At 61.4% G+C, this 18,805-nt stretch carries 16 protein-coding genes; 9 read left to right on the plus strand and 7 right to left on the minus strand.

The window, feature by feature from the left end:
* Window positions 1–5 precede the first annotated feature (5 nt).
* The 6 genes from HH302_RS12980 to HH302_RS13005 are packed head-to-tail and all read left to right on the plus strand — an operon-like array spanning window position 6 to window position 5,156.
* Window positions 6–1,337: a radical SAM protein gene (locus HH302_RS12980; RefSeq protein ID WP_172202571.1), complete on the plus strand. Its 1,332-nt coding sequence runs from the start codon at window positions 6–8 to the stop codon at window positions 1,335–1,337.
* Between the two features lie 10 nt (window positions 1,338–1,347).
* On the plus strand, window positions 1,348–2,016 hold the full coding sequence (locus HH302_RS12985; RefSeq protein ID WP_172202572.1) for a hypothetical protein: 669 nt from the start codon (window positions 1,348–1,350) through the stop codon (window positions 2,014–2,016).
* Window positions 2,013–2,981, plus strand: coding sequence for a diiron oxygenase (locus HH302_RS12990; protein ID WP_172202573.1), 969 nt, complete (start codon window positions 2,013–2,015; stop codon window positions 2,979–2,981). Before HH302_RS12985 ends, HH302_RS12990 begins: the two co-directional genes overlap by 4 nt.
* The gene (locus HH302_RS12995) at window positions 2,959–3,612 is read left to right on the plus strand and encodes a hypothetical protein (protein WP_172202574.1); all 654 of its coding nucleotides are present in this window, start codon (window positions 2,959–2,961) and stop codon (window positions 3,610–3,612) included. Before HH302_RS12990 ends, HH302_RS12995 begins: the two co-directional genes overlap by 23 nt.
* Window positions 3,609–4,541, plus strand: coding sequence for a fatty acid desaturase (locus HH302_RS13000; RefSeq protein WP_172202575.1), 933 nt, complete (start codon window positions 3,609–3,611; stop codon window positions 4,539–4,541). The genes HH302_RS12995 and HH302_RS13000 overlap by 4 nt, the downstream gene beginning before the upstream one ends.
* A gap of 15 nt (window positions 4,542–4,556) precedes the next feature.
* On the plus strand, window positions 4,557–5,156 hold the full coding sequence (locus tag HH302_RS13005) for a hypothetical protein (RefSeq protein WP_172202576.1): 600 nt from the start codon (window positions 4,557–4,559) through the stop codon (window positions 5,154–5,156).
* Here HH302_RS13005 and HH302_RS13010 read toward each other — a convergent pair.
* Window positions 5,145–5,837 carry a Ser/Thr and Tyr protein phosphatase gene (locus HH302_RS13010; RefSeq protein WP_172202577.1) on the minus strand — a complete coding sequence of 231 codons (693 nt, stop codon included), beginning with the start codon at window positions 5,835–5,837 and terminating at the stop codon, window positions 5,145–5,147. The two genes, HH302_RS13005 and HH302_RS13010, sit on opposite strands and share 12 nt — an antisense overlap.
* A 539-nt stretch (window positions 5,838–6,376) precedes the next feature.
* On the opposite strand from HH302_RS13010, the gene HH302_RS13015 reads away from it, so the two are divergent.
* The 3 genes from HH302_RS13015 (at window position 6,377) to HH302_RS13025 (ending at window position 9,852) form a co-directional block, all read left to right on the plus strand.
* Window positions 6,377–8,140 carry a TnsD family Tn7-like transposition protein gene (locus tag HH302_RS13015; RefSeq protein WP_172202578.1) on the plus strand — a complete coding sequence of 588 codons (1,764 nt, stop codon included), beginning with the start codon at window positions 6,377–6,379 and terminating at the stop codon, window positions 8,138–8,140.
* Window positions 8,141–8,263: 123 nt separating this feature from the next.
* Window positions 8,264–8,578 (plus strand): hypothetical protein, encoded by a 315-nt coding sequence (locus HH302_RS13020; protein WP_253946094.1) that lies wholly within the window; start codon window positions 8,264–8,266, stop codon window positions 8,576–8,578.
* Window positions 8,575–9,852 (plus strand): TniQ family protein, encoded by a 1,278-nt coding sequence (locus HH302_RS13025; RefSeq protein WP_172202580.1) that lies wholly within the window; start codon window positions 8,575–8,577, stop codon window positions 9,850–9,852. Before HH302_RS13020 ends, HH302_RS13025 begins: the two co-directional genes overlap by 4 nt.
* A gap of 19 nt (window positions 9,853–9,871) precedes the next feature.
* Here the strand turns inward: HH302_RS13025 and HH302_RS13030 are convergent, their stop codons facing one another.
* The 6 genes from HH302_RS13030 to pncB all read right to left on the minus strand — a co-directional run bounded on the left by HH302_RS13030 (window position 9,872) and on the right by pncB (window position 18,804).
* Window positions 9,872–11,170, minus strand: a complete 1,299-nt coding sequence (locus tag HH302_RS13030) for an ATP-binding protein (RefSeq protein ID WP_172202581.1) — start codon at window positions 11,168–11,170, stop codon at window positions 9,872–9,874.
* On the minus strand, window positions 11,163–13,391 hold the full coding sequence (locus HH302_RS13035) for a DDE-type integrase/transposase/recombinase (protein WP_172202582.1): 2,229 nt from the start codon (window positions 13,389–13,391) through the stop codon (window positions 11,163–11,165). The genes HH302_RS13030 and HH302_RS13035 overlap by 8 nt, the downstream gene beginning before the upstream one ends.
* Window positions 13,379–14,275: a TnsA endonuclease N-terminal domain-containing protein gene (locus HH302_RS13040; RefSeq protein ID WP_172202583.1), complete on the minus strand. Its 897-nt coding sequence runs from the start codon at window positions 14,273–14,275 to the stop codon at window positions 13,379–13,381. Before HH302_RS13040 ends, HH302_RS13035 begins: the two co-directional genes overlap by 13 nt.
* 545 nt (window positions 14,276–14,820) lie before the next feature.
* On the minus strand, window positions 14,821–15,855 hold the full coding sequence (locus tag HH302_RS13045) for a bifunctional nicotinamide-nucleotide adenylyltransferase/Nudix hydroxylase (RefSeq protein ID WP_172202584.1): 1,035 nt from the start codon (window positions 15,853–15,855) through the stop codon (window positions 14,821–14,823).
* A gap of 18 nt (window positions 15,856–15,873) precedes the next feature.
* Entirely contained in the window at window positions 15,874–17,577 is a 1,704-nt protein-coding gene (locus HH302_RS13050; protein WP_172202585.1) for an NAD+ synthase, read from the minus strand.
* A gap of 18 nt (window positions 17,578–17,595) precedes the next feature.
* Window positions 17,596–18,804 (minus strand): nicotinate phosphoribosyltransferase, encoded by a 1,209-nt coding sequence (gene pncB, locus HH302_RS13055; protein WP_172202586.1) that lies wholly within the window; start codon window positions 18,802–18,804, stop codon window positions 17,596–17,598.
* Window position 18,805 lies beyond the last annotated feature (1 nt).

Genomic DNA, 18,805 nt, shown 5'->3' on the forward strand with positions numbered 1-18,805 from the left:
GCACGATGAAGATTACCTTTATCAAACCCAACATCGGGCGAATGGAGCACAGCCTCTATGTGGATCAGGGCCGAATGGAACCACTGATGCTCGCCGTGCTCGCCGGACTGACGCCACCGGACGTCGAGTGCGTGCTCTACGACGACCGCATGGAGGCGATTCCGCTCGACGAACCTACGGACTTGGCGGCTATCACGGTTGAGACCTACACAGCGAGGCGAGCCTATGAGATCGCCGCAGAATACCGGGCGCGCGGCATTCCAGTCATTCTTGGGGGTATGCACGTATCCCTGCTGCCAGAAGAAGCGGCGCTCCACGCGGACAGCATCTTTCTGGGCGACGCCGAATCGGCCTGGTCGCAGGTTGTCGAGGATGCCAGGCGCCGGCGTCTGAAACCGCGCTATAACGGCGTGCCCGGCGTGGCCCAGTTCGGCGACGTACTGCCCAGGCGTGACCTCTTCAAGGGCAAGGGCTACTTGCCCATGAGCCTCATGCAGTACGTCCGGGGCTGTCGCTTTGCGTGCCGATTCTGTGCCGTCAGCCAGTACTTCGATCGCAAACATTACATCCGCGCCATCGATGAAGTGCTCCGCGAGATAGAAGCACAGGACAGACGTTTCCTGTTTTTCATCGACGACAACATCGCCAGCGATCAGAAGGCGCTGGCTGAGTTGTGCCACGCGCTGATTCCGATGAAAGTGAGCTGGATCAGTCAGGCCAGCCTAGATGTCACCCGGAATCTGCCACTGATGGATCTGCTGCAGCGTGCAGGTAATTGGGGCAATGTCATGGGTTTCGAGTCGATCTCAGCCGAGAGCCTGCGTGAGACTCGGAAATCACCGAACATTCCAGGTTTTTCTGGCTACCGTGACGAGGTTCGAATCCTACGCGATCACGGCATGCAGACTTGGGCTGCCTTTACGCTCGGTTACGACCACGATACGCCAGAATCCATCGCGGCAACCGTGGATTTCGCTCTCAAGAGCAAGTTCACCTTTGCGGCCTACAACATCCTGATGCCGTATCCGAACACGCCGCTCTACCGCAAGCTTGAGGAACAGGGGCGCTTGCTTTATGGCGGAAAATGGTGGTTGCACCCGGAATACCGTTTCAATAGCGCGGCCTACGTGCCGGCCAGAATGAGCCCAAACGAGCTGACCGCCGCCTGTCACGCCGCGCGAACCCGTTTCAACAGCTTCGGTTCGTTGCTTAACCGCTTCGCGGATCCGAAGACGCATCTACGATCACTCGCGCGCATTGGGGCCTACTGGTATTACACGCTCATCTTCCGCAAAGAGCTTTACAAGAAACACGGCATGCGTTTCGGACTCCATTGACGGGCGCCCCATGAAACGCCTACTCGCGCTCTACCCCTATGTCGCCCCAGTGGTTCTTGCGCCCCTTAGCTATTGGCTCTGGCTTCGTACTTACGCAGGAAACCACCATCTTGTTGTAATCGCTTGGGGACTGCCTGTCCTTTGGGCCTACATCGTCCCTGGCGTCGGCACCAACATCCTCAAGGTCTGGGAGTTTGATACGCGCCTAAGGCTAGGACGTTTCCGTCCCCACCACGGCTTCGTGTTCGGTTCGGCAACCGCAACGCTCGCCTGGCTATCGCACCACACTCCCGCGCAGGACTTGGGCGACGCTTTCCGCAATGCGCTCGTGCTGGCGTCTGTCCTCGGGTTCTGGAACCTGCTCTATGACATCAAAGCACTCGAGGTTGGGCTTCTGCGTGTGTATAACCAGCCTTGTGCCGACGGACAACCGGCTTCGGTCGTTGCGCTGGACTATGCGCCCTGGTTCTTTGCCGGTTTCGGTGGGGTCTACGGGTTCGCGATCAGCCTCGCGGAGATGAACGCGGAAAGGCTCCTGAACTGGCCCGTCAGCATCGCATGGCTGCTCCTCTCCCTGCTTTGCGCGTGCTGTGTGCCGGTGGCCGGCTACGTCCTGCAATCGCGCCGCAGATATGGTCACTCTGGAACCCGGCCCATCCACCAGCGTACGTCCAAATGAGGCCCCGTCTGAGTCTCGATCGCATCAATCAACTTGCTGGCGACCCTGCCCACCAAGCTGACATGGTAGCGCCGGGCACGGCAGACCTGTCACGCCCATTCGTGCCCGAAGAACACACGCAACTGTTCTATACGCCGGTCTATGCAACGCTGAGCCACGTGGAGCGCCTTCGTTACAACCAGCTGTTCGGGCTGCGATTGAACGAGTACATCATGACGCTGGAGGCGGAACTCGTTGAGCGCTTGCTTGCCCCGCTACGAGGACATCCAAACGTGCGCGACGATACGGCCATGTGCACAGCCTTGGACACAATGGTGGCAGAGGAACACCTCCACTACGCGGGGTTCGCGAAGTTCAACCGCGCCTGCCGCCCCGACCTCTACCCGGAGGGAGATGATTGGTGCTTCGCCCGCCAGCCTTGGTGGGCACGGGCCATGTTTGGCGTTGTGGGTCACCTTTCCAGGCGCTACGCCTTCGCCGTCTGGTACATGATGGCGATGGAGGAGGCAGCGAAGTCGCTGGCGCGCGACATGATCGGACAGCCTCAGACCGCAACACTCGGCGAGCTTGACCCTTCCTTCGTCGCATTGCACCAGCAGCACATGAAGGACGAGGTTCGACATGTGCATATCGATGCGCTATTGATCGAACGTTGCATGGACGAACGGAGGGCAAAGGCGAACGCGCGCCTCTTCACCCTGATGCTTGACGGAGTGGTTCGTCCAACTCGCGGAGGATCAGGGGTCCGGGTTGTCCGCCAACTCGTCTCTGATCTGCCAGAACTCGCGCCTCGCGAGGCCGAGCTCATCGACGCAGTGTTGTCGCTCAAGGACAATCAGCGCTTTCAAAAGAGCCTGTTCAATCGGCAGATCATGCCGCGCACCTTCGAGATATTCGATTGCACGCCAGCTCTCGCTAATCTCGGACGGAAAATGGTGGGTTATGACCGACGCGCACCGGTTTGAGCGCCCGGACAGCTTCTCGCTGCTCCTGAACTTCCTGCCTATCCTTCAGCTCACCTGTGGCATGGTGTTCAGTTGGCTCGCTTTCTCGACCCCGACTGCGCGGCTGATGACGCTGACACTGTGGGTCTACTTGCTGCCCCCTCTTGTGTCGCGCCTAACACTTGCCGCTTTCGGTCGCCCCCAGGGTCAATGCGCGCTTGACTCCCGTGCCTACCGGGTCTGGTGGTTTCTAACCCAGTGGCAGATGCTCTTCAACCGCCTCCCGTGGCTTGAGGAGTTGCTCCGCCTGATTCCCGGTCTTTACGCGCAGTGGATCTGGCTATGGGGAGGTCACCTTAGCCCGTTCGCGTATGTCAGCCCCGGCGTACTAATCACCGATCGCTATCTTGTGGACGTCGCGCGTGGAGCGGTGCTTGGTATGGAATGCAGGCTTGCGGGTCACATCGCCATACGTGACGGAGAAGGCCGCTTCGCCGTGATAATTGCAGCGCCTGTCGTCGAGGAAGCGTCGATCGTCGGCGGAGAGGCCGGACTCGGCCCAGGTGCGCGACTTCGCGCCGGACAGATGTTGCCTGTTGGCCGCCGCGTCGCACCGTTCACCGAGTGGCCGCGGCGCGCCCCATCCGCATGAAACCGCTTTGCCACCCGATTCCAGGCCGTCTGAACCTTCTGATCGGCATGGTGGCCATCACAGCGTCGATGGGTTGCCTCTGGGTCGCCAGCCATGCGCACTCCTGGTGGTGGATTGCCTCCGCCTGCGTGCTGTTCTCCTATACCAACAACACGATCTTCTCGTTACACCACGAGGCGGTGCACCGCATATTCCACCCCAACCCGCGAATCAACGACGTCGCGGGGATTTTGCTGGCGGGCTTCTTCCCAACCATCTTCTCCGTTCAACGCATCAGTCACTTCGGACACCACCGTCGCAACCGTACCGACGAGGAGCTATACGACTACGTGCTGCCTCACCAATCTTGGTGGCTCAAGACCTACTGGATCTATTGCCTGCTCACCGGGTTTTACTGGGCCATCATTCCATTCGCCATGCTGGTCTACCTCGCCTGCCCCTGGGCTTATCGATCACGCTGGTTTCAGGAGGGACCCGCACGCTGGTGGGGGTTCCGCCCTTTCGTGCTCGACATCGCCCAGGCGCCCATCGGCCGAGTCTGGTTCGAGGGCCTATGCTCGCTCGCTGTGCAAGTCGTGCTGTTTGCCTCGCTTGACCTCAGCCCCCTTGCCTGGCTTCTGTGCTACTGGTCGTTTGGTTTGAATTGGAGTTCGGTACAGTACAGCGACCACGCAGGAAGCCCGCGGGATGTGATCGAGGGCGCATGGAACTTGCGTTTCTGGCCGTTCGCCCGGTGGACCTTCCTGAACTACAACTTTCACTTGATACATCATCGGTACCCAAACGTGCCGTGGATTCACCTGCCAAAGCTGGTTGCCCCGAACGATGCAAACCCTTCGTTCTGGTCGATCTACCTTCGACTTTGGCTGGGCGCCCAGCCGGCCCCAACTGGCCCCTCACCACAGCCGCTTGACGAACTAAAACCCTGAACGCACGAGGACATCATGCTTCGCTCATTTCTGGCACTTCTTATGCTCATCGCCACGTCAGGCGTGTATGCCCAAAGTGACGAGCACGCGGCGGATCATAACGCGCTGCGCAAACTTAAAGGCGACCTTGAGCAGGCGGTATCCAAGCGCGATTTCGACGCCGCGCAAGTGCTGTTCCACAAACCCTTCATGGCGACCGTCGTCACGCAAGAGAGCTTTACGGACTTAGCGAGCCTGAAAACCTACTTCGACGGACTGTTCTCCCGTGAACTGTTGCGGATGAAAGAGATGTCCATTCACGCTAAAGCGGATGAACTCTCGAAAATCTACACGGGCACCTTTGCACTGACTCGAGGATCCACCCAGGAGCGCTACGAACTCGCCGATGGTCGCGCATTCGAGATGCAAGGCCGCTGGACTGCCATCAGCATCAAAGAGCCAGATGGCAACTGGAAGATCCTCGGCATCCACTCGGGCACGAATTTCCTGGACAACCCGGTGCTCAGCGCCATTGAGAGAAGTGCGCTATGGCTCGCCGCAGGGTGCGGTTTCGGTGGCCTGCTTATGGGAATCGGTATGGGGTGGTTTTTCTGGCGCCGTAGTTCAGCACGCTGATTGCCCCTGATCCAGCCGCCAACGCCAGCGAAGCGCGAGAACAAGCAAGAGAGCGGAGGCCACATCCAGCAAATGATGCTGATGCACCAGAACGGTCGAGAGCACAATCAACGGGAGCCACGCCCAGAGCAGATATCGAACGCAAGGCCGTGCAAAACGTGCGCAAGCCAGCGCAATCAGACACGAGAACACGACGTGCATGGACGGCACCAGGTTATGCGGCGCATCGACGTCAAAAATAGCGCCAAAGATCTGCCTGTATGGCTCCTCTGACGGCAGCCCCCTATCGAATCCGAGCACGGCCGGGAAGACCAAGTACGACAGACCGCAGACCACGCACCCGGCGATCAACTGCCTTGCAAGAAGCGGAGCGGTACGTATTGGCACGAACAGCGGCGGCAACAAGAACAGCACGTACATCGACATGTACAGCCACACAAACTGTGGCAAGAGCGGTATCGAGAGCTCCGCGTCTAGGTATAGCCGCCACGGCTCCACTCTCTGCGCGGTCAACCAGTTGCAGAAAGGATAGATGGCAAAAAACACCATCCCGATCACTACGCCCCACGTCAGGAATACTCTCAGATCTCCTAAATCGGGCCAACGAGGACCGGGGCAAATTGCATGGTTCGAATGCCCGGCGGCTACTTTTTCTTTTGGGTAATACTCTTTAGTAACCATGCTTCTGGACTCACATAGTTGCACTTACTGTCGCCCCCGAATTCTTATGGGAACCGCTTGCCGTGACACGCGACTTTTGACCGCCGCGAAATCAACTGCTGTGCTAGTTTGCATTGCTTGACCCGAGACAGTGTTTCGCCACTCGCGACCAAGGGACTTCGCCTTCAAAGACCGGCAGCGACCGGCAGACCGCTTTTGAGAGCCCCAAAGGACTGTGTTCGATCGGGCCCTGCCCTTTACCCGCGATCTTCGTCTGACCGTTTACAGCGTTAATCGACCGCTTGTCTCGTCATGGCGAGCGGCCGCTTCTCGCCGGATGCCGATGAGTGTCTCGACGCTCATTAGCTGACGTTCGCGATCAGTTCGCCTTGGAGCCCACCGACCGCTAAGGCCGAATAGCGTGACTCGACCTAACGGCGGGTTTCGCTGCAAACCTGACAGCAGCCCACGATCCATCCGCGAGAATCCCGGCGGGCGCGGGCCGTCTACCATTTGTGTAGCATTGATGCCTTGGTCGCCGGTCCTCGCGAGTCCACGGCATGGACACGAACAAGATCAAGATCTCGCATCTTGGCAGTAACCCCCTCCCCTCGTGGCTCCCCGACGAGTCGCTTTTCAGTCTCGTCAGCCGAACCCATCGACTGTGGGGCTATCCGTTGGCCTCAACAACGGCATCGATCCTGTTTGGGCATGCCCACGGCGGCACCCAACATGATTTGCCGACACGGTTGGACGAGTTTGCTCGGAGAACCGCCGGACTGTTGGGTGACGCAGTTTCAATCGGCGCGTCGCGGACGATGTTTCGCTACTACCGGACCTTCTTGCCGACGGATGAGCGCCAGCATGTTCTCGATGCATTACGCGGGCCGACCGTCGCACATCTGAAGCTTCGCTTGGGTCTGCTCACCAGCCGGTTTCGCGCACATCACCCGCTGAAGGCATGTGAGTCCTGCATGCGCGAAGACGCCGATCGTCACGGGGTTGCCTACTGGCATGTGGCGCATCAGTTCCCTGGGGTGTGGACCTGCACGCGACATCGGGAGCTCTTGCGGGAGTCAATGTTCAAATCTACTGGTGTCGGGCGTTTCCAATGGCACCTGCCAGAGCCCTCGGCGTTGCAAGAGTGGGACGCAAATCACCGCGCAACGCTTGAGCGGAGCTGTGAGCGCATCGACACGCTGTCGAGGTTGATCACAACCTTGGTCGACGCATCGTGCGAGACCCCGCTCGAGCCGGAGCGCTTGACGGTGCTTTATCGCACGGTGCTGGCAGAGCGTGGTTGGACCACGCCGTCGGGGAGCCTGCGTATCGCCCGGATCGCGGAGAGCTTCACAGACTATGCCGGCGCGCTGCGGCTGATACCGGAACTGCGCGCGCTCCCTGAGTCGGCGCCCGAGGCTGGACGCCAACTACCGCGGCTTCTGCGCCCCATGCGATCGGGTACGCACCCGATCCGGCATTTTGTGATCATCGGCTGGCTCTTCGATGAACCCCAGCAGTTTCTCGACGCCTATCAGAGTACGGGCAAGGACGTGATCCGTCATGCCGTTGTCGCCGACGGTGTCACAACGATCTCGCCGCCCGCGCCCCAGCTGGACGCGCTGCGTGAGCTTCTTGCCGACGAGGGCTTGAGCGTCTCGGGCGCGGCACATCGTCTGGGGGTCGATGTCGCGACGGCCGCCGCATGGGCGGCCCGATGCGGGATCACGCCCTCGCGTCGCCCGAAGCGCCTTCAGGCCTTTGCACTGCGTGACTTGATCGCCGACTTGCGCGGGGGGCTGGATAAGGCGCTGGCCGCTGATCGCTATGCAGTGTCAGTGGGCACCGTAACGCGGATTCTGCGAACAGAACCCGGACTTCAAGATGCGTGGCACCAGGTGCGTTTTCAGCAGGCCCAGGAGCGGGCACGCGCCGCTTGGCGTGCACTACTGTGTGACCATGGCTCGCTCGGAATGAAGTTCCTGCGCGGTCTTGATCCTGCGAGTTACGCGTGGCTCTATCGTAACGATCGCAGTTGGCTGCAGTCACAAACACCTGCGCGCACCTCCAACCGCACTTCGAAGTCGTCCTCCCGGGTCCAATGGGATCAGCGAGACGCGGCGCTGTCCCATCAGGTTGAGACAGTCGCCTTGGCGCTGCTGGCCGAACGCACAAACCGCACGCTGAAGCTCTGGGAGTTGTACCAACGCATTCCGGAACTCAAAGCGAAGCTGGCAGCGCTTGAACGCCTTCCGCTCACGCGTCGCGCGATTGAACGTGCCCTTCGCCCCAGCAAACCTGCGCCAGAACGGCCTTTTCTTTGAGCCGCGCCCAACGTGCGTCACCGACGAATTCGATTACTTGTATGCGGATATGCGCAAGACTATACATAAAGCATGTCACCAGATACGCGATGCCGAACGCTGCGTGCAGCCGAAATCTGTCGAATGCAGGGCATCACTCAGAGCGAGATCGCGGTTGCGGTCGGCGCAAGCCAAGGCCAGGTCAGTCGCATTCTGTCCGGCAAGCATCGGCGTACCTCGCGCTTGTTGGAGGAGGTTTGCCTCTACGTTGAACGGCGTGCCGGAGGCGTCACCGCCGATGCCGTGCGCGCCAACGACGAGTTGATCGAGGCTGTTCGCGCGACGTGGGACGGGAGTGGCACCCACGCCAGAGCGTTGTCCACCGTGATCCGCTCCCTTTCAGTCCTGAACCCCGCGACGCAATCGGGGCAAGTAATCAGACACACGCCGGAGAAATGATCATGCTGCTTCGCCCCAGTCTCATGGATGACGAAATGGACCGTGGTTATCTGGGGCGAGTAAAGCGATTGAATGGTTTTCGCGACAAGCGAGAGACCACCGACGCCCTGCGCCTGTGGCATGCCGGCCGTTCGACGGCCGCCGGCAAGATCGGAACGACCGAGTTGCTTAGCCACTGCGCGGGCGTCTCGCTTGAGGTATTTACGGCTGCCCACATGACGTTGCCTTGGCGGCGCGCGGTCACCCCGTTTCATCCGGAGGTTGCCCACGGGAGTGCAAGTGCTGCGAGCATCCATCGGATCAGTGGGTTTCGCCTCGCCCGCGACGGCGCGTACCTATGCCCCGAATGCATCTTAGATGATCAAACGTGTGTCGGCTTTTGCTACTGGCGACGCGCACATCAGATCCCTGGCCGATACCTATGTCCACGCCATAGCACGCCGTTGCGGCGTGTCGAAGACGAGTGGTGCTTCCTTGATACGCCTTCGGCGCGATTGGGAAGCAGCACGCCAATTGACTACGGTTTGCTGCTAGACAGCAACTTGCACCCCCTGACGCAGCGGTTCGCGGCAATCGGGGATGCGTTGATGGCACGTGCTGCACCTTTAGCATTGCGGTCAGTCATGCGCGCGCTCAAACGCCGCGCCCATGACTGCCATCTTCAGGTCGACGGGGGCGAAGCTCGACGTCCTCTGCTGAGCGACCTGATCCTCGATAGTTACCCGACGGCGTGGCTTCAAGAGGTGTTTCCTCCTGCAAAGGCCAAGCGTCGAGGCGCATGCCTTCATCAGCTGGACGGTGTGCTCTATTTGAGCAATGCCGCGAGCTCTGTCGAAGCGTATCTATTGGCCGCCGCGGTCCTGTTCGCATCATCCGACGATGCAGTGGCGGCTTTCCTGTCTGAAGACGAAAATCACGAACCATCTGCGAAGCGACAACTCAAACCGACTCCGACGCAGAAAGCATTGCACGACGCGTATGTGGCCGTCGGTGGGCGGTATAGCGCTGTCGCAGCGCTATGTGGCACTTCGGTAGCGATCGCGCGGGGGAGACTCGAGCGCATGGGGCTCCCGAATCTCGTACGTGGTCGTGCCCAAAGGGACTTTATGCGTGCCGCTATCGCGTTTTACGAGGAAGGCAGAACACTAGTGGAGGCCGCCCGGATTGGTGGAGTTCCCACCGAGGAGTTTGAAGCGCTCGTGCGGGAAGGTGGCGTATCCCTTGCTGGCGCACTGTCGAGTATGGTCTCGGGCGTTGCTCTGCAGGCGGCCTGAAGACCGCCTGCTCCATATCTCAAACTTGCGCGCTCACCTGCTGCGCGAACAAATCCGACCACACGTCCCAGTCACGTGGTAGCAGATCCTCGTACCGTCGCATCTGTCGGGGGTCGTTTGACCTCAAGGCGGCAACGGCTGGCATGACGGGGGCCAGATAGGTGCCAGCGGCCTTGCGTATATCGGCTTCCGTTAGTGTGTCTGCCTTGTGCTCATACGCCACCCGGTGGGCTGCCACCCACAATGCGACCAGCAATCGTGGGATGCCAGCGGTCAGTTCCATCAAGAGGGCGCCGAGTTCGGGTGATACATGCAGCGGCTTTGCCACGCCTTGAAATGCGGTGAGCGACGGAAGGAAGTAGTCAGAAAACTCTTCGTCTTGCATGCCACCGAACACGCGCATGCAATGATAGCCGCCCGTGACGGCGCGCTCGGCGAATGCCAATCTGCGCATTAGTCCTTGAACGCCATCGGGCGTGCCGATCAGAATCAGCGCGATGCCCCAGGTATTCATCAGGGTAAGAATCCATCGCAGAACCTGATCCTCTACGATCGACAGCTCGAGACACGCTGAATCGTCGGACGCGTCGACACGTCCACGGCGCGATCGCGCCTTCAGTGCCGGGAGATTGAAAAGATTCTGGACTTCGTCGAGCACCAGGACGCCGAGGAAGTGACTGGTGGCAACTTGCCGCCATTCCTCCAGCATGCGCGCACCGTCACGGCGACCGGCCTCACGTGTCCTCCAGAAGCGCGGTACGTGCTCGGCATTGGCCCGTGTCATCGTATCGTCCCACGCTTGCATGAGCACGTCGGCGAGCGATTCAGCCTTCCCGTTTGGTGGTACGTCGACGCAGAGCCACGTCATCTGGAAGTGCGGACCTTCCAATCTCGGAAAGCTCATGTGTTTGATTACCTGAGCGGGGTAACTGTGCAAGATGCGCAGCACGGTGTCCGTCTTTCCGGTCCCTGAATGGCCGGAAATCACCATGGACTGTGCGGGTGCGCGCGGGGCCTGCATTAGCATTGGTTCGGCGCTCACCAGTCCCCAGGTCGCAGCCAAGCGTGGGTCGCGGTAGCGGTAACTTTCTCGAATCGCGAGGTCGATGCTATCTGCGACGCGCAGATCTTCTCGACGCACGATATGCAGGTCGCGCAGCCGCGCGAGTACATGAAGGCGCAAATGACGTGGCGCTCCGATCGCATCCTTTGGCATCGTCGGGATCATCATCAGTCTTCTCTGCCGATCGAACCTGGAGAGGATCGGGCCGAGGCCGTCCACGAGGATGTTGCCGGCATAAGGGTTGAATTCAGTCATCGCCGTCCTCCCTGGCCATGTCCGCCATGATCCGACGCATGGTTTCCGTATAGTCGTCGGGCTCCGGCGGCGGCAGGTCCTCGGGTGCTGGTGTCGGCAGGCTGGGGGCGATGCCCCGCTCGTCGATCTCGATGCGTCGTGCCTCCGTCAGAGAAGGGCGGGCTCCGGTGCTGCGCGATTCGGCCTCTCGGGTGGCCTCGATGGCGTGCTGCGACAGTTCCTCGCGGCGGTGTCGTTCCCCCAGCCGGATCATGGTGCGCTCGTGCTCGGTCTGCGGACGGTCGCGGAGTCCATATGCGTGGGCGTCGGCCACCTCGTCGAACGTGAGTTCCTCGGAGGCGGTGGACTGGTCGCTCAACGCGAGTTCGAGCGGCACCGTAGATGCCGGCGAGGGCACCCAGATGCGAGAGACGGAGCCTGGAAAGTAGCGAGCTTGGACGTCCCAGCCCTGCCCCGCGCGCGCGATCGTGGTCCATCCCTCCGGCGCCTCGTAGTCGCGCTTCATCATGCGGACGGCATCCCTACGCACGCGAGCCAAGCCCTCGGAGAGGAGCTCCGAGATAAGCAGGGACGGAGGCAGCGCGCGTTGCACACCCAGTCCCATTGAGTGGCCCCAGCGCCAAAGCCCCGCCGGGCAGGGCACGACCCCTTGTGCATGCATATGGGCATCCAGTCGTTCCTCGCGCCGAGCGGCGAGGTTGTATTCGGTGTAGATCGAATACAAGTAGGCGACGAACTCCTTCACAGTGAACGCGGCGTCATCTGGTCGGAAGCGGCGCAGTTCATACTCGTCGCGTCGCGCGTCAATCGCTCCGGGCGCGAACCGGAACATTTGGTCCTTGGCGATCCGGTGCAGGACTTCGACCGATCCCTTCAGGTCGGGGCGGTACGGGGGCGCGTAGGCCAGATCGGGAATCAGCTTGATGCCCGTCTGTCGCGCGCCCTTGCTCAGATACTCGCCGCGGTCGCAAAGCAGAACGACGGGAAGCGTGGGGGCCGGGCTCAGCGACAAAACGGGGGTGTAGCCCCAAAGTACGCCGATCAGTTGCGGATCCGCTGCGGCACTGAACAGTGCGAGTTTGGCCATCTCCCATGACGGATCTTCGAGGCAAACATAGAAGCCCACCACGGCGGACGACCACACATCGACAATGGTGTACACGATCGGGCGACCAATGATCCATGACCGGTCGACTGACGATCTCAAGTAGATGTCGCCGACAGTCGAGTCAATTGCCCAGGTGTGCCCTGGTCCGCTCACCCCTTTCCATGCTCTGCCGTGGAGGCCGCGGTGAGAGCGTGCGAAATGGCCCTTGGTCGTCTTTTCGGCGATACGCATGAGCAGTGGTAGCTCGCGCGTCAGCACGTGTTTGATCTGGGATCGACTCGGATAGGAGCCCAAGGGCATTTCGGCCGGAATGAGCCGCCCGTCTTCTTCGCGATACCGGGTTACGAAGCTGCTCTCGAGAATCCTGAGACAGCGGGCAGGCCATTTGGGCTTTGGCTGGCTGATGCGCGAATCGGCGGCCAAGATGCGTCGACGCCAGTCGCTCGTCATGCCTGGCTGCTCGGGCTCAGCGACCAGACCACGGCGCAGGGTTTGCCGCTGGTTGGCTGTTTTGCGGCCGGCTTTCTTGCGGGGACGCTCGGCTTCGCCGCATGGGCGCAGCACGCCCGGTGCGCCGCACCGATCCTTCCGGGGCCGCAGGGCGTGTTCGAAGAAGCCGTAGCGGCACAAGAGTGAGAAGATGCCGTAGGCGAGAGATTTCGAAGCCCCAAGTTTCTGAGCCTCATTGATCAGGGTAGCCAGTGATCCGGACGAGAGGATTTCGTCTCGCAGGTGGTCGAGATCAAGGAAAGGCGCGGCACATCGAATACGTCGCTCCAGAAGCGCCGCGTTGTGGGTGTTCAGCGGAAGGCACTGCGAGCGATCCAGTTCGAGCTCCAGCGCGAACAGCGAGCGGTCTTCTTGCATGCGGGCGAGTTCATCGCGGTCCCGCCAGACGAGCTCCCCGACCAGTGGCATCGGCGCCTTCTTGCGAGGGTTTGCTTCAGGGACCTTGCGTCTTCTGCCCCCGCGGTGCGGCTTTGGAGGCTCAGAGCAGTAAAGCTGTGCGCAGACAACCTTTCCGATTTCGGGCGCATCGAACAGCACGCGAAAGATGCGCGTGGCATCAGCATCGAGAACCCGCACCAGCGCGCCGTGTGCTAGCCAATCCATGCTGACCTCCCACACAGGATCGGATTCAGACTCCGGAAGCCATCGACGGAAAGAACGTGAACGGGCACGTGGGGACGCCACCCGCGGCGCAGGTCGACCGGCGCTGCGCCACACCAGATCGCTTGCCAAAAGGCGTGCTGGGCGACCATTGGGTCGCCCGTGCGGCGGGCCACTTGCTTGATCGCGTGGAGTTGGGTTTGGCCCGCTGCTCGGCAGATGATCGCCGCCGTGTTACGAAGCGTTTCGTTGTCGACCGGGCAGTGGAGCGCCCACCACCAGACTCGCTCCAGACACTCGGCATAGCGGCGATCGAACAGTGCCTCCGTGACCATTAACCATTGGACGCCACGCCGCAACCAGTACTCACGTTCCAATTGCAGGAGCTGCTTTGTACGCTTGGCTGCCAGCTCCCGTGCGTACTTGAAGGCGACAGCAATGAAGGCAAACACGCCCGGCGCCTGTTCGACCGTGAGCAGTAGGTCGGTCGTGGAGACCCAAGGCGCTTGATCGTCTCCTTCACGCAGCTTCGGTGCTCGGATCTTCAGTTCGCTCGCGAGCTGAGCGATCCCGGGATAGCGTGCTAGCCGGATCTCTCCGTAAGCTTCCAGCTCGTGCGAGCTCGTGTCCAGGGCTAGGGGAAACTGCGCGCGCGCGTCAACGACGTCTTGGCGCATGCTTGCCAGCAGGAACAGGGTTTTTTCTTTGTCCGACAGCAGATCCAGCTGGAAGTCTCGCCAACAAACAATGTGCGAGCGCCCTCGACTTGCTGGGTCACCGCGGCTCACCTGATGCCAAGCCTGATATTCACCGAATGTCCCTGTACCCCGGCCCTGCCGCGCAAAGCGGCGGAGGACTGCTGGTGTGAAGCGTTTTGTGGTTCGCATGGGTCAATCCCTTCTTTGCGGACGAGCGAACCCGTCGCTCGTCGCGAGACGTTCGAAATGACGAAAAAGGGGATTGACGCGCCGAAATGGCGGCCCTAGACTGGCTTTGTCTGAAGACGCAGTCTTGGGGTCAAGCCCCGATTAAAGTGAGAGCCCGGCCGGCAAGCCGGGCTTTTGCTTTTCTGGACGCTGTCTGTGGGTCACCTCCTGACTGAGCTTTGCGAAAGGAAGGCGCGGGTGTGGATACCGCGAGTCCACAGGAGACTACATCGGCAGGACGCTGAGTTCAAGCGTCTTAAAAGACCTAACTATCTGATAATAAACAAGAAAATACGCTGCGAGCGTAGTTGGGGATGCCAACTGAGTCAGTTACCAGGGGCAGAAGGGTGAGCTTGGGTTTTGAGGGCAGCATCGGAACGGCGGGCCGTTGCACGGGCACAACCAGGGAGTGCGCGAGGCGCCGGCGCTCTGTTGGCTTCGTATAGCGGGGGGCGCGCTACGCTGCATGCCGCAGCCACCGCAATGCCCCACGCGGCGCAAGTTTCTCAGGTGCGGATTCCGAGAAACCGATCGAGTACTGCGAAGTGGTCCTCGAAGATCTGCTCCTCCATACCTGCAAGCACTTCGACTGGCACCCACTGGGCGAGTGCTGCGTCGTCAGCGCCGGCAACCTCAGGGAGTCGCGTGCTCCCGAGATCGAAGAAGTGCGCGTGGGTGAGGGTGCGGCCGCGCTGACTGCGGTCGGGGTGGTCGAATACGGCAACGTCCTTGAGGGCGGCTTCGAGGGTTACGGTCAGCGTCGCGAGACCGGTCTCCTCCCGCAATTCTCGAATGGCGGACTGGAGCAAGCGCTCGCGCGGCTCCAGGAAGCCACCCGGTAGCGCCCACAGCCCTTTGCCCATGTCGCCGCCGCGCTGTACCAGCAGCACATGGCCGGCGGCCTTCACCACAGCATCCACCGTCACGAAGATCGGCTCAAAGGGCGCGCTCTTCCACGCGCGCTTGTAGTGGACTATGGACGCGTGTTCCGCACGCAGGCCCGCTACGAAGGACTGCCGCAGCCAACCGCGCAGGTAGTGGTGGATCTTCGGATGCGTCAGGCTGGCCAGTAGGGCGCTGGTCGCGTCCTCATCCTCGCCTTCGAACATCACACGTCGCAGGTCGGTCGCGTCGACCTCATGTTCGCGTGGCGCGGCGATGTATTCCCAGGTCGGAAACAGGCCCAGGTAGTAGCTGGACGCGTCCTTGTTGAACCCGACCAACGCGATCTTCTCTGTCGCGCTCCCAGATCGCTCAGCGACGCCTGCACTCACCGCCGCCTGCCAACGCTTGTCGTCATACAGATCCCGCACTGGCAGGTAAGACACGCGGGCACGATCCGCTTCGTTGAGTGCGAGTCCGATCATCGCGGCGCGTTCTTCCCAGGTGAAGGGGTTCTTGGCGTCGCGCGCGCGATGCGCGGAACCCAGCACCACGACCACTCGGTGCGCGCGCGACAGCGCGGTGTTGAGGAGGGTCGCATGGCCCTTGTGGAAGGGCTGGAAGCGGCCAATTACAACCGCGGTATCGAAGGTCGTCATGGAGGGGGTCCGGTGAGTTCAGAAGGTATGGCGCGCGGCGATAGGCATCTGCCGGCCACTGCCAAAGGCGCGTGAGCGCAGACGGAGGATCGGAGGCGCCTGGCGCCGCTTGTACTCGTTGCGACCGATCATCCCCTTGATGCGGGCGATCAGCGCACGGCCTGTGTCGGTGGCGATGAGGTCTGCCATGCGGGCTTGCACGGTCTCCTGTTCCGAGGGGCCCAGCCGGTCGCCCTCGATCAGATGCTTGAGGATGTCGTCCAGCACCGGGTAGGGCGGCAGGCTGTCGGTGTCCTTCTGGCCCGGAGCGAGTTCAGCGCTAGGTTCCTTGTCGATGATTGCCAGCGGAATGACTTCGCGCCCCTCGGCTGCGTTGATGTGCCTGCAGAGTTCGAACACCTCAGTCTTGTACAAGTCGCCAATCAGTCCGAGCCCGCCATTGGTGTCGCCGTACAGCGTGCAGTAACCGACTGAGATCTCGCTCTTGTTGCCGGTGGTCAGCAGCAGGTGGCCGTGCGCGTTGCTGTACTCCATCAGGATCGTGCCGCGCACGCGCGCCTGCAGGTTCTCGAGCGTGAGGCCCTGCGGCGCTGCGCCGGTGGCCTGCGTGAACCCGGATTCAAAGGCCGCAACGATCTCCCGGATCGGGTGGGTCAGCAGTTCGATGCCGAGGTTGTGGCACAAGCGTTCCGAATCGCTGACGCTGCCTTCGCTCGAAAAGCGCGAGGGCATCGTGATCGCCGTGACGTTCTCGGCACCGAAGGCTTCTACCGCCAGGGCCAGCGTCAGGGCGCTGTCGATGCCGCCGGAGCAGCCCACGACCGCCTTCTTGAAGCCACAGCGGCGGGCATAGTCGCGCAGCCCCAGTACGATCTGTTTGCGATAGAAGGCCATCGGGGAAAGCGCTTCGGCGACCGGGCCCGGGAAGGCCGAGCAGTCGTTCTGCAGGAAGTCACCGTTCTCGAATACAAGCGTCACGATGTCTTCTTCGAACTGCTTGGCTTCGAACACCACGCCGGCATCCGGTGTCGCCGCGAAGGACGCCCCGTCGAACACCAGTTGATCGTGTCCGCCCACCTGGTGCACATAAAGGATCGGTAGGTGGTTGCGTCGGCTTGCCGCGGCAAACAGCGCATGGCGCTGAGCGCGTTTGCCGAGGTTGGAGGGGCTGGCGTTGATCGACACCACCAGGTCGGGTGCTGCGTCGGCCAGACGCTCGAAAGGATTGACGGCGTAATCCTTACCGGCGTCATTCCATGAATCTTCGCAGATCATGAAGCCCACCCGTGTGCTGCCGACCTTGAGGATGCGCGCGACATCCGGGCCGGGTTCGAAGTGCCGCCGTTCATCGAAGACGTTGTAGGTGGGCAGCAATTGCTTGGCGTAGCGAAGCACTTCTTCGCCCTGATGCAGCACCAGGAGCGCGTTCTGCAACCGCTTACCAGGCCCGCTGCGCGTCACTGGCGCGCCGATGACCCAGTACAGATCCGGGGTCTCGCGGCTGGCGGCGCGGGCGGCCTCCAGGCCGCGTTCGATCGCGGCGAGAAAACCCGGTTCGTCGAGCAGGTCACCGGGGTAGTAGCCGGTGAGCGAGAGTTCCGGGAACACCACCATCTGCGCACCTTCGGAGGCTGCCTTGCGGGCCGCCGCGCGCATCAATGCAAGGTTGCCGTCGATATCGCCGATGGTGGGGTTGATCTGGCCGATTGTCAGTCTGAGCATGCGTGTCTCCTCGGGCTCTCAGCCTTGCGGGTGGTCGAAGACCTGGCGCAGGTAGGCGAGGAACACTTCGTCCTCGCACAGCGTCTTGCCCGGCGAATCGGAGAGCTTGGCGACCGGCTGCCCGTTGCACGACATGATCTTCATCACGATGTTGAGTGCCTTGTGCGGCGTGTCGTTCGAGAGGTCGGTACCGATCCCGAAACTTGTCTGGATGCGACCGCGGAAGTGGGCGTGGATGGCCATCGCGCGCGGCAGATCGAGCCCGTCGGAGAACACCAGGCGCTTGGTGGCGGGGTCAATGCGCAGCTTCTGGTAGTGGGCGAGCGCCTTCTCTCCCCACTCAATCGGATCGCCAGAATCGTGGCGCAAACCGTCGAAGAGCTTGGCAAAGTAGAGGTCGAAGTCGTTCAGAAAGGCATCCATGCCGACCACGTCGGTGAGCGCAACTCCGAGGTCGCCGCGGTACTCCTGCACCCAGCCCTCCAGCGCGGCCTTCTGGAAATCGCGAAGCCGGAAGCCGAAGGCCTGATAGGCCTGGAGGTACTCATGTGCCATGGTTCCGATCGGCGTGAGGCCGAACTTCTTTGCGAGATACACGTTGGATGTGCCGCGGAAGTGCTCGGGCAGCGACTCCGCGAGTGAATGCACCACTTCTTCATGCCACTCCCCGGAGTAGCGGCGACGCAGGCCGAAGTCGAAGAACACGAAGGGGTGAGCCGGATCGGCGAGGAGCGCATCGCGCTGTGAATGCAGCAGCGCGATCTTGGCCTGTAGCCGTTCGCGGGCGACGTTCATCACCGCGTCGCCTGAAGGCAGACCACGGAAGTACAACTCGTTCACGATGTAGAGCACGAAGATCTCGAAACCCATCACGTGCACCAGCGGGCCGCGTGCCTTGATCAGCAGCTTCTCACCCTCGGTTTCGACGGTGATGAAGCGGCGCTGGAAACGGAACAGCGAAAGGAAGTCGACGAAGTCGCTCTTGATGAAGCGCAGGCTGCTCAGGTAGTCGAGTTCGTCCTGCTGGAAACTCAGGCTGCAGAGGTGATCGAGCTCGGCTTCAACTGCGGCCTTGAGCGTCGCGAGCGGATAGACCGTGGCGTTGCGGCACACGAAGGCGTATTCGGCCTGCGCGCCGGGGTGGCTGTGCAGCAGGGCCTGCCACATGGTGAACTTGTAGAGGTCGTTCTCGAGCAGGCTGCGGACAACCGGGCGATTGAGGGTCATT

This window comes from Niveibacterium sp. COAC-50 (genome assembly GCF_013184235.1).
GTDB lineage: Bacteria > Pseudomonadota > Gammaproteobacteria > Burkholderiales > Rhodocyclaceae > Niveibacterium > Niveibacterium microcysteis.

Excerpts from the sequence above, each read along its gene's own strand:
- HH302_RS12980 (WP_172202571.1), top strand. The coding sequence starts at position 6 with ATGAAGATTACCTTTATCAAACCCAACATCGGGCGAATGGAGCACAGC.
- HH302_RS12985 (WP_172202572.1), top strand. The coding sequence starts at position 1,348 with ATGAAACGCCTACTCGCGCTCTACCCCTATGTCGCCCCAGTGGTTCTT.
- HH302_RS12990 (WP_172202573.1), top strand. The coding sequence starts at position 2,013 with ATGAGGCCCCGTCTGAGTCTCGATCGCATCAATCAACTTGCTGGCGAC.
- HH302_RS12995 (WP_172202574.1), top strand. The coding sequence starts at position 2,959 with ATGACCGACGCGCACCGGTTTGAGCGCCCGGACAGCTTCTCGCTGCTC.
- HH302_RS13000 (WP_172202575.1), top strand. The coding sequence starts at position 3,609 with ATGAAACCGCTTTGCCACCCGATTCCAGGCCGTCTGAACCTTCTGATC.
- HH302_RS13005 (WP_172202576.1), top strand. The coding sequence starts at position 4,557 with ATGCTTCGCTCATTTCTGGCACTTCTTATGCTCATCGCCACGTCAGGC.
- HH302_RS13010 (WP_172202577.1), bottom strand. The coding sequence starts at position 5,837 with ATGGTTACTAAAGAGTATTACCCAAAAGAAAAAGTAGCCGCCGGGCAT.
- HH302_RS13015 (WP_172202578.1), top strand. The coding sequence starts at position 6,377 with ATGGACACGAACAAGATCAAGATCTCGCATCTTGGCAGTAACCCCCTC.
- HH302_RS13020 (WP_253946094.1), top strand. The coding sequence starts at position 8,264 with ATGCAGGGCATCACTCAGAGCGAGATCGCGGTTGCGGTCGGCGCAAGC.
- HH302_RS13025 (WP_172202580.1), top strand. The coding sequence starts at position 8,575 with ATGATCATGCTGCTTCGCCCCAGTCTCATGGATGACGAAATGGACCGT.
- HH302_RS13030 (WP_172202581.1), bottom strand. The coding sequence starts at position 11,170 with ATGACTGAATTCAACCCTTATGCCGGCAACATCCTCGTGGACGGCCTC.
- HH302_RS13035 (WP_172202582.1), bottom strand. The coding sequence starts at position 13,391 with ATGGATTGGCTAGCACACGGCGCGCTGGTGCGGGTTCTCGATGCTGAT.
- HH302_RS13040 (WP_172202583.1), bottom strand. The coding sequence starts at position 14,275 with ATGCGAACCACAAAACGCTTCACACCAGCAGTCCTCCGCCGCTTTGCG.
- HH302_RS13045 (WP_172202584.1), bottom strand. The coding sequence starts at position 15,855 with ATGACGACCTTCGATACCGCGGTTGTAATTGGCCGCTTCCAGCCCTTC.
- HH302_RS13050 (WP_172202585.1), bottom strand. The coding sequence starts at position 17,577 with ATGCTCAGACTGACAATCGGCCAGATCAACCCCACCATCGGCGATATC.
- pncB (WP_172202586.1), bottom strand. The coding sequence starts at position 18,804 with ATGACCCTCAATCGCCCGGTTGTCCGCAGCCTGCTCGAGAACGACCTC.